This is a genomic window from Bradyrhizobium sp. Mp19, from assembly GCF_029952935.1.
GTDB lineage: Bacteria > Pseudomonadota > Alphaproteobacteria > Rhizobiales > Xanthobacteraceae > Bradyrhizobium > Bradyrhizobium elkanii.
Map to the genome: position 1 here is coordinate 123,453 of NZ_JASAUT010000023.1, position 8,935 is coordinate 132,387.

Annotated in this window: 8 protein-coding genes; 5 read left to right on the forward strand and 3 right to left on the reverse strand. The window is 66.6% G+C overall.

Features of this window, described 5'->3' with window-relative positions:
* The first annotated feature begins 254 nt into the window (after nucleotides 1-254).
* Nucleotides 255-1,958 carry an SGNH family hydrolase gene (locus QJT82_RS24320; protein WP_035632213.1) on the forward strand — a complete coding sequence of 568 codons (1,704 nt, stop codon included), beginning with the start codon at nucleotides 255-257 and terminating at the stop codon, nucleotides 1,956-1,958.
* A gap of 203 nt (nucleotides 1,959-2,161) precedes the next feature.
* Here the strand turns inward: QJT82_RS24320 and QJT82_RS24325 are convergent, their stop codons facing one another.
* Nucleotides 2,162-2,539, reverse strand: a complete 378-nt coding sequence (locus QJT82_RS24325; protein WP_028334740.1) for a CsbD family protein — start codon at nucleotides 2,537-2,539, stop codon at nucleotides 2,162-2,164.
* A gap of 144 nt (nucleotides 2,540-2,683) precedes the next feature.
* Nucleotides 2,684-3,418 carry an SDR family oxidoreductase gene (locus tag QJT82_RS24330; protein ID WP_026192190.1) on the reverse strand — a complete coding sequence of 245 codons (735 nt, stop codon included), beginning with the start codon at nucleotides 3,416-3,418 and terminating at the stop codon, nucleotides 2,684-2,686.
* 181 nt (nucleotides 3,419-3,599) lie between these two features.
* On the opposite strand from QJT82_RS24330, the gene QJT82_RS24335 reads away from it, so the two are divergent.
* Nucleotides 3,600-4,379, forward strand: a complete 780-nt coding sequence (locus QJT82_RS24335; protein WP_028342622.1) for an SDR family NAD(P)-dependent oxidoreductase — start codon at nucleotides 3,600-3,602, stop codon at nucleotides 4,377-4,379.
* A gap of 101 nt (nucleotides 4,380-4,480) precedes the next feature.
* Nucleotides 4,481-5,368 carry a TauD/TfdA family dioxygenase gene (locus tag QJT82_RS24340; RefSeq protein WP_264641757.1) on the forward strand — a complete coding sequence of 296 codons (888 nt, stop codon included), beginning with the start codon at nucleotides 4,481-4,483 and terminating at the stop codon, nucleotides 5,366-5,368.
* Between the two features lie 199 nt (nucleotides 5,369-5,567).
* On the opposite strand, the gene QJT82_RS24345 is transcribed toward QJT82_RS24340, so the two are convergent.
* Nucleotides 5,568-6,224: a YqgE/AlgH family protein gene (locus QJT82_RS24345; RefSeq protein WP_028342624.1), complete on the reverse strand. Its 657-nt coding sequence runs from the start codon at nucleotides 6,222-6,224 to the stop codon at nucleotides 5,568-5,570.
* A 136-nt stretch (nucleotides 6,225-6,360) separates the two neighbouring features.
* Between QJT82_RS24345 and QJT82_RS24350 the strand changes: the two genes are divergently transcribed.
* Together QJT82_RS24350 and QJT82_RS24355 are read left to right on the forward strand one after the other, a co-directional pair.
* Nucleotides 6,361-7,200, forward strand: a complete 840-nt coding sequence (locus QJT82_RS24350) for a protein-disulfide reductase DsbD domain-containing protein (protein ID WP_028342625.1) — start codon at nucleotides 6,361-6,363, stop codon at nucleotides 7,198-7,200.
* A gap of 248 nt (nucleotides 7,201-7,448) precedes the next feature.
* Nucleotides 7,449-8,840 carry an oligosaccharide flippase family protein gene (locus tag QJT82_RS24355; protein WP_028342626.1) on the forward strand — a complete coding sequence of 464 codons (1,392 nt, stop codon included), beginning with the start codon at nucleotides 7,449-7,451 and terminating at the stop codon, nucleotides 8,838-8,840.
* Nucleotides 8,841-8,935 lie beyond the last annotated feature (95 nt).

Consider the following 8,935-nt stretch of genomic DNA (forward strand, 5'->3'; position numbering starts at 1 on the left):
TCTGGTCCCGGATTACGCTTCGCTCCACCCGGGCTGCGGCTCTGCCTCCCCCTCCCGCCGCAAGCGAGATCGGGGCACGGTTCCGTCGGGGCGACATCCGCCCCTCCACCCCAAAAGTAACCGTGAAATCCGATATTTGCCGGCTGCCTTGACGGCGGCCGGAGGCACCCGATTTATGGTGGAAAAGCTGCCCGCTTGCGGCCCGATTCCGCTAGTATGCTCACGTACTTCCAGATCATTTGCGACCGAACGCGATGCGAGAGCCAAAGTCCTTCCTGCGCATATTCACCGAAGCCGGTCCGCTGGTCGCGCTGACGGTGGCGCTTGCGCTGTTGATCGGCATTGCCCAGCCCGCCTCGGCGCAATTCTTCGGCTTCCCCGGCTTCGGCGGCGGACCGCCGCAACCACAGCGCCGCGCTCCGCCGCAGCATGGCGGTGGCGGCTGGTTCGGCGGCGATTTCTTTGCGCCGTTCCAGCAGCAGCCGCAATCATCGCAGCCGCAGCGGCCGCGCGAGGATTTCTCGCGCGCCCCGGCGCCGGCCAAGCGCGAGGCCGCCGCCGAGCGCAACGTGCTGGTCATCGGCGACGCCATGGCCGACTGGCTCGGCTACGGCCTGGAGGATGCCTATTCCGACCAGGCCGACATGGGCGTGATCCGCAAGCACAAGACGGTCTCCGGCCTGATCCGCTATCAGCCCAAGGGCGACCCGGCGGATTGGGCCGCGGCCGCGAAGGGCATTCTCGCCACAGAGAACCCCGACGCCATCGTCGTGATGCTCGGCCTCAACGATCGCACCGCGATCCGCGAATCCGTCGTGGAGAAGAAGGTCGACAAGAAGGACGAGAAAAAGGACGCGCGCGGCAAGCCGGAGGCCAAGCCCGGCGACAAGCCCGATGCCGCCGCCAAGACGGACGGCAAGCCGGTCGAGGCCGAGCCGCCGGCCGACGACGCCGACAACGATCAGCAGGGCGCGCCGGAAAAGACCGCGCGCTCGCCCAATGGCCTCTATGAATTCCGCGACGACCGCTGGGTCGAGCTCTACGGCAAGAAGATCGAGGAGTTGATCAACGTGCTGAAGAGCAAGGGCGTGCCGGTGCTGTGGGTCGGCCTGCCCGCGATCCGCGGCCAGAAGGGCACGTCGGACATGCTGTTCCTGGACGCGCTCTATCGCGACGGCGCCGGCAAGGCCGGCATCACCTATGTCGACGTCTGGGACGGCTTTGTCGACGAGGCCGGCCGCTTCATGCAGAAGGGCCCGGACTTTGAAGGCCAGCCCCGCAAGCTGCGTACCGATGACGGCGTGTTCTTCACCAAGGCCGGCGCGCGCAAGCTCGCGCATTATGTCGAGCGCGAGGTGACGCGCCTGCTCGCGGTGCGCTCCGGGCCGATCGCGCTGCCGAGCGAACCGGCGACGCCGGATACCAGCGCCGAGCCCGGCAAGCCCTCGCCGCGGCCGCTGGCAGGCCCGGTGCTGCCGCTGGTCGCCTCCACGGTCGGCACCGATCAATTGCTCGGCGGACCGGGCTCGCGGCCCGCCGCTGTCGATACGCTCGCCGCGCGCACGCTGGTGAAGGGCGAGGCGCTGGCGCCGCCCGCCGGCCGCGCCGATGATTTCGTCTGGCCGCGCCGCGAGATGGGCCGCGAGCAGGCCAAGGGCGATGTTCCGGTTGCCGCCACCACGCCCGCCGCGCCGGCGGGCGGGCCGGCCAATCCGCCGCCCTCGACCACGGCGATCGCGCCCGACGGCTCGATCATCACCGCGCCGAAGCCGCCAAGGCGTGTGTTCCGGCCGGCCCAGACCCAGGCCCAGCCGCAACAGCAGCCGCAGACACAGCCCTGGCTGCGCGATCTGTTCGGGTTCGGTGCGCCGCAGCAGCGCCCGCTGGTCGCTCCGCCGCCGCGCCCGCCGCGCGGCGTCGGACAGCGGGCCGGAGTGCCGGGGAATCCGTGGCAGTAGGCCGCGCGCCTTCCGATAGAATTGACGCTACATCCACGTCATTGCGAGCCAACGGGTCGCGCGAACGCGCGCCCGATGACAGGCTCCGCGAAGCAATCCATCGATCCGCACGCGCGGACGGCTGGATTGCTTCGTCGCTTCAGCGCAAAATTGCTTTGCAATTTTGTCGCGAGCTCCTCGCAATGACGGTGGGCGAGATGGTATCAACCGTAATAGCGCCAGCGCGACGGCGGCGGACGGCGCGGCTGGCGCGTCATCAGGAGCGCGAGCGCAAAGCCGATGCCGCCGGCGATCAGCAGCGATCCCAGCGGGTTCTCCTGCACCGCATGCGCCATCGCCTTTTGTCCGCTGCGAACCGTCTCGCCACGATGCTCATAGGCGTCCTTGGCGTAGTTGACCGCGGTGTCGGCGGCGTCGCGCGCGGCGTCCTTGGCCTGGCCGTAGAGATCCTGCACCGAGCCTGCGGCTTCGCGCACGCGGCCCGAGGCCTGGGTCTGCGCATCGCCGGTCGCATCGCCGACCGCGCCTTCGGCCTTGCCCGCGAACTCCTTCGCCGTTCCGAAAATCCGATCCTTGTCCATCGTCACGCTCCCTGATCTGTCCGGGAGCTAACCGGGAAACGGCGCGCAGGTTCCTGTGCGCCAAAGCGCAATACTCGCGCTTTGGCCTCCTTATTCGAGCATGATCTTTCCGGAAAACCGCTTCACACTTTTCCGGATCATGCCCTAGAGGATCAGCCCGCCGTCGACGACGATGGTCTGGCCGACGATGTAGGAGGCGAGCGGCGAGGCCAGGAACAACGCGGCGCCGGCCATGTCGGCGGGTGTGCCGAGACGCTTCAGCGGAATGCGCTCGAGCGCGCCTTCGAGACGCTTCGGATTTGCCGTCGTCGCCTTGGTCATCTTGGTGTCGACGAGGCCGGGCGCGATGCCGTTGACGCGGATGCCGTTCTCCGCCCAGGCCTCGCCGAGCGTGCGCGTCAGCCCGACGGCGCCGGTCTTCGAGGCGTTGTAGGCCGGATTGCCCATGGTGGAATGATAGGCCGCGGTCGAGCTCACGATGATCAGCGAGCCCTTGGCTGCGCTCAGCATCGCCTGGAATTTGGTCGCGCAGGCCATCAGGCTCATCAGGTTGACTTCGAGCACCTTGCGAAAACCCTCCATCTCGAATTCCCCGCGGCGGTAAATCACCGCGCCCTGCGCCAGCACCAGCACGTCGAGCCGGTCGAACGACGGCCTGAAGGCCTCGATCGCCTGCGGGTTGCTGACATCGAGTTGCGCGTAGGCGAGGCCCTCGAGATGCGAGCCTTCCTCGGTAGAATAGTCGCTCGCCTGCGCGCGGGTGCCGCAGATCGCGACGCGCGCGCCCTTGGCGCGGAACGCCTGCGCGATGCCGTTGCCGATGCCGCTGGAGCCGCCGACCACCAGTATTTGCTTGCCGCCGAAATCGAGCTCGTTCATCGCGCGTTCCTCTCTCGTGCTGTTGTCTTGATTGAGCATGATCCTTTTCGGAAAGCCAACCGGGAAACTTGCGTTAACGCGCTGCGCGCATGCCGATATCGGATCGCTGGTTTGACGTATCTTGCGATCGGTGCCAGCGTTGCCGTCTCTCACAACGCAAAAAATCAACGGGGGGTCCGTCATGTCCGAATACAAGCAGCTCAGCCGTTCGGTGAAGGGCCTCACCGTTCTCGTCACCGGCGCCGCCAGCGGCATGGGCCGCGCCACCGCGCGGGTGTTCGCCGATGAAGGCGCCAATGTCGCGGTCACCGACCTCACCGAAGAAGGCACGCAGGCGGTGGCGAAGGAGATTTCGGCAAGCGGCGGCTCGGCGAAGGCCTGGACGCTCGACGTCGGCGATCGCGACGCCATCACCAAAGTCGTCAACGACGTCGCCGCGCATTTCGGCGGGCTCGACATCATCGTCAACAATGCCGGCATCTCGGTGCGGGTGCCGATCGACGATCCCGCTTACGAGGACGCCTGGGCCAAGGGCATCGCGGTGATGCTGACGGCGCATCCGCGCATCATCCGCGCGGCACTGCCATACCTGCGCAAGTCGCACTCGCCGCGCATCGTCAACATCGCCTCGACCGAGGCGCTCGGCGCGACCGCGCTGCACAGCCCCTACTCCGCGGCGAAGGGCGGCGTCACCAGCCTGACCCGCTCGCTCGCGGTGGAACTGGGACGCGAAGGCATCACCGTGAACTGCATCTGCCCGGGCCCGATCCGCACCGCGATCACCGACCGCATCTCCGAGGAGCACAAGACGCTCTACGCCAAGCGCCGCACCGCGCTCGCCCGTTACGGCGATCCGGAAGAGGTCGCGCACATGACGCTGAGCCTGTGCCTGCCCGCGGCATCGTTTCTGACCGGCGCCGTGATTCCGGTCGACGGCGGGTTGATGGCGCGGAATGCCTGATCCGCGCGCGGCCGCGAAGCGTTGACAGCGCGCGCGTGGTGAGTAGCCTTCCCGTCAAACGAAGCGGGAAAACCGCCCGCGACAGACGGGGAGATACGCCAATGACGGTCCTGATCCGGCAGCTTCACAAGCACTTCGTCGGCGAGGTCTCCGGCGTCGATCTGCGCAAGCCGCTGACGAAGCAGGAAGCGATCGACATCGAGGCCGGCATGGACAAATACGCCGTGCTCGTGTTCCACGGCCAGGACATCACCGACGACCAGCAGATGGCGTTCGCGCTGAACTTCGGCGAGCGCGAAGATGCGCGCGGCGGCACCGTGGCGAAGAAGGAGGACTATCGTCTCTCCGCGGGGCTCAACGACGTCTCCAATCTCGGCAAGGACGGCAAGCCGCTGCCGAAGGACCACCGCACCCACCTGTTCAACCTCGGCAACTGCCTGTGGCACTCCGACAGCTCGTTCCGGCCGATCCCGGCGAAATTCTCGCTGTTGTCGGCGCGCGCGGTGAACCCGAAGGGCGGCAACACCGAATTCGCCGACATGCGCGCCGCCTATGACGCGCTCGACGACGAGACCAAGGCCGAGCTCGAGGACATGATCTGCGAACACTCGCTGATGTATTCGCGCGGCTCGCTCGGCTTCCTCGACTACACCGACGAGGAGAAGCAGATGTTCAAGCCGGTGCTGCAGCGCCTGGTGCGCACGCATCCGGCGCACGGCCGCAAGTCGCTCTATCTGTCCTCGCATGCCGGCGCCATCAGGGGCATGAGCATGCCGGAGGCGCGGCTGCTGCTGCGCGACCTCACCGAGCACGCGACGCAGCCCGAGTTCGTCTATGTGCACAAATGGACGGTGCATGACCTCGTGATGTGGGACAACCGCCAGACCGTGCACCGCGTCCGCCGCTACGACCAGTCGCAGCCCCGCGACATGCGCCGCGCCACGGTCGCCGGCACCCAGCCGACGGTCGCGCAGGAAGCGGCGGAGTAGCGGTCGCCGCCATCGTAGCCCCACTCACCGCTGTCGTAGCCAAACCCACAGCCGTCGTCCCGGGCAAGCGAAGCGCGACCCGGGACCCATAACCACAGGGCGCCATTATTGCGCGGCGCTGTGGCCCCAGCTCGCTCCATCCGCGCGTCCTGTGGTTATGGGTCCCTGCTTTCGCAGGGACGACACTGTGGGCGCGGCGCTACGCGTGGCCGGCGTCGTTCGACAGCATGCCGGCCTCGATGCCGATCTTGCGCAAGGCGCGCGCGTATTTCTCGTCGACGTCGGTACCAAAGATCAGCTCCGGATCGGCGTCGCAATGCAGCCAGCCATTGTGCTGGATCTCGTTCTCGAGCTGGCCCGGCGCCCAGCCGGCATAGCCGAGCGCGAGGATCGCGTGCTTGGGGCCGGCGCCCTTGGCGATCGCTTTCAGGATATCGACGGTCGCGGTGAGCGAGATGCCGTCGTCGATGTTCAGCGTCGCATCCTGAATGTAGAAGTCGCTGGAATGCAGCACGAAGCCGCGGCCGGTGTCGACCGGTCCGCCCTTCATCACCTTCATCATCTCGGCATTCTCGGGCAGCTGGATCTGGTCCGACTTCTCGATGATGTCGAGTTGCACCAGCAGCCCCGGGAAATCGATGCTGCCGGCCGGGCGGTTGACGATGATGCCCATCGCGCCCTCGGAGGAATGCGCGCACATGTAGATCACGGAGCGTTCGAAGCGCGGGTCGTTCATGACAGGCATCGCGATCAGCATCTGGCCGTCGAGGTAGCCGCCTTCGGCGGCATGGGCACCGACGGCCGGGCTCCTGCCGGCGGTCTTGCGAGTCTTGCCTGTTTTGCCTTCAGGGCGCATCCGCAAAGGCCTTTCCTGCTGATTTGGCATCCTGATATCGGGTGGCGGTTCTGTCAATCAACCATCGACCGCCGTGCGGCGATGCATCACAAGCAATTCAATGGTTTGCACCGAAAGTTGCAGGTAAAGACGTCTCATGATCGTCATAGTTCCCTTGCGTGCCGCATTTGGCGTTGCCGCCCTGTTTTCCGTCGCATGTATGGCAACGGAGGTTCGCGCCGACGACGCCTCGCCGTGGCAACAGGACACGCATTCGGCGGTGCGGCTGCTCGCCGGATCGCGCAGCGGCGCGGTGCTGCTTGGCGGCATTGCGTTCCAGTTGCAGGACGGCTGGAAGACCTATTGGCGGTCGCCCGGCGATTCCGGCGTGCCGCCGCGGTTCGATTTCTCCAGGTCGGATAACGTCGAGGCGGTCACCGTGATGTGGCCGGCGCCGCGGCAATTCGACGACGGCGCGGGCGGTACCTCGCTCGGCTACAAGCACCAGGTGGTGCTGCCGCTGCGTATCGTGGCGAAGAATCCCGACAAGCCGCTGGTGCTGCGCGCCGACATCAACTACGCGGTGTGCGAGAAGCTGTGCGTGCCGGTGGAGGCGAAGGCCGAGCTGGCGTTCGCGAGCGTCGCATCGACCGAGGACGCCGCACTGTCGGAAGCGCTCAACGCGGTGCCGAAGCCCGCCAATATCGGCGACCCGATCCCGTTTTCGATCCGCGACGTCAAGCGCGACGGCAAGAACAGCGTGCTGGTCGATGTCAGCGCGCCCGAGAGCCGCGACCTCAGCCTGTTCGTCGAGGGGCCGACGCCCGACTGGGCGCTGCCGGTGCCCAAGCTCGTCGAACACGCGCCGCCGGGCGTGAAGCGCTTCTCCTTCGAGCTCGACGGCCTGCCGCCCGGCGCCAAGGCCGACGGCGCCGCGCTGAAGCTGACGCTGGTCGGCGGCGACAAAAGCTACGAATTCAATATCAATTTGAATTGAGCCGTCGGGCGGCGCTTCAGCGTATCCCGTCGTCGTCCCGGCGCAGGCCGGGACCCATACTCCGCGGCCGTCATTTGAAACACGTTGGGGCGACAAGCTGCGCACCAACTGTTCCCTGTGGTTATAGGTCCCGGCCTGCGCCGGGACGACGCCTGGGCCAAGAGCATCCGTCACCCAACCCAATCTTAACGTTTCGTTGATAGATCGGAGGCCATTGCCGCCTTGCGGCGCTTTAGGAATTTTCCGCTTTGGCTGTGATGGAGACACAATCGGCAACCTCTGCGCCATTGGGCCGGGCCGCACGCCTGCGAGGCCTCGCCGCGCGCGCGCTCGGCGGCACCAAGGAGGCGTCGGTCACCAAGCGCCTCGCCGGCATGATCTTCGCCATCCGCGTCATCAGCGCCGCCATCGCCTATCTCGCGCAGATCCTGCTGGCGCGCTGGATGAGCGGCTCGGATTACGGCATCTATGTCTATGTCTGGACCTGGGTGCTGCTGCTCGGCAGCACCATGGATTTCGGCATAGCGCCCTCCGCGCAGAAGATCATTCCGGAATACCGCGCGCGCGGCGACCTCGCGGCGCTGCGCGGCTTCCTCTCCGGCGGCCGCTGGGTGGTGCTTGCGACGTCCAGCATGGTCGCGCTGCTGCTCGCCGGCGTGATCCACCTCGCCTCGCCCTGGATCGATCCCAACGCGGTGGTGCTGCTCTATATCGGCTGCCTGACCTTGCCGCCCTTCGTCGTCGCCAACACCCAGGACGGCATCTCGCGCGCGCATGACTGGATGCAGCTCGGCCTGATGCCGCAGTTCATCGTGCGGCAGGGGCTGATCATCGCGCTGACCGCCGGCGCGCTGGCGCTCGGCCTCAATCTCGGCGCCACCGCGGCGATGATCGCGAGCGCCGCCGCGGTGTACATCGCGGCGATCGGCCAGATGGTCGTGCTCAACCGCCGCCTCTCCGCCCATCTCGGCCGGGGCGAGAAGAGCTACGACGTCAGGGGATGGTTCGCGATCTCGCTGCCGATCATGCTGGTCGAGAGCTTCTATCTGCTGCTCGGCTACACCGATGTGCTGATGCTGCAGCAATTCCGCTCGTCCGAGGAGGTCGGCATCTATTTCGCCGTGGTGAAGACGCTGGCGCTGGTGTCGTTCGTGCACTACGCGATGGCGGCGACCACGGCGCACCGCTTCGCTGAATACAATGCGCTCGGCGACAAGGACCGGCTGTCGGCCTATGTCGCGCACGCCATCAGCTGGACGTTCTGGCCCTCCCTGTTCGCGACCGTCGCCCTGCTGGCATTCGGCAAGCCGCTGCTGTGGCTGTTCGGCCCGAAATTCGTCGACGGCTACAGCATCATGTTCGTCGCCGCGATCGGCCTCGTGGTCCGCTCGGCGATCGGCCCGGTCGAGCGGCTGTTGAACATGCTCGGCCACCAGAGCATCTGCGCAATAGCCTATGCGGTGTCGTTCCTGATGAATGTCGGGCTCTGCATCGCCCTCGTCCCCCGCTACGGCGGCATGGGCGCCGCCGCGTCGACCTCGCTGTCGCTGACCTTCGAGACGATCCTCTTGTTCTATGTGGTGCGCTCACGCCTCGGGCTGCACGTGTTGGCGTTCGGCAAGCGGCGGCCGGCGCCGTAGCATCCCGCCGGACGTGGCCTAAAGCGGGATGGGTTTAGGTTGAATCGATTTGGGATTCCCAAATCAGTGTGTTTCTGATTCACCATGCTGGCTGG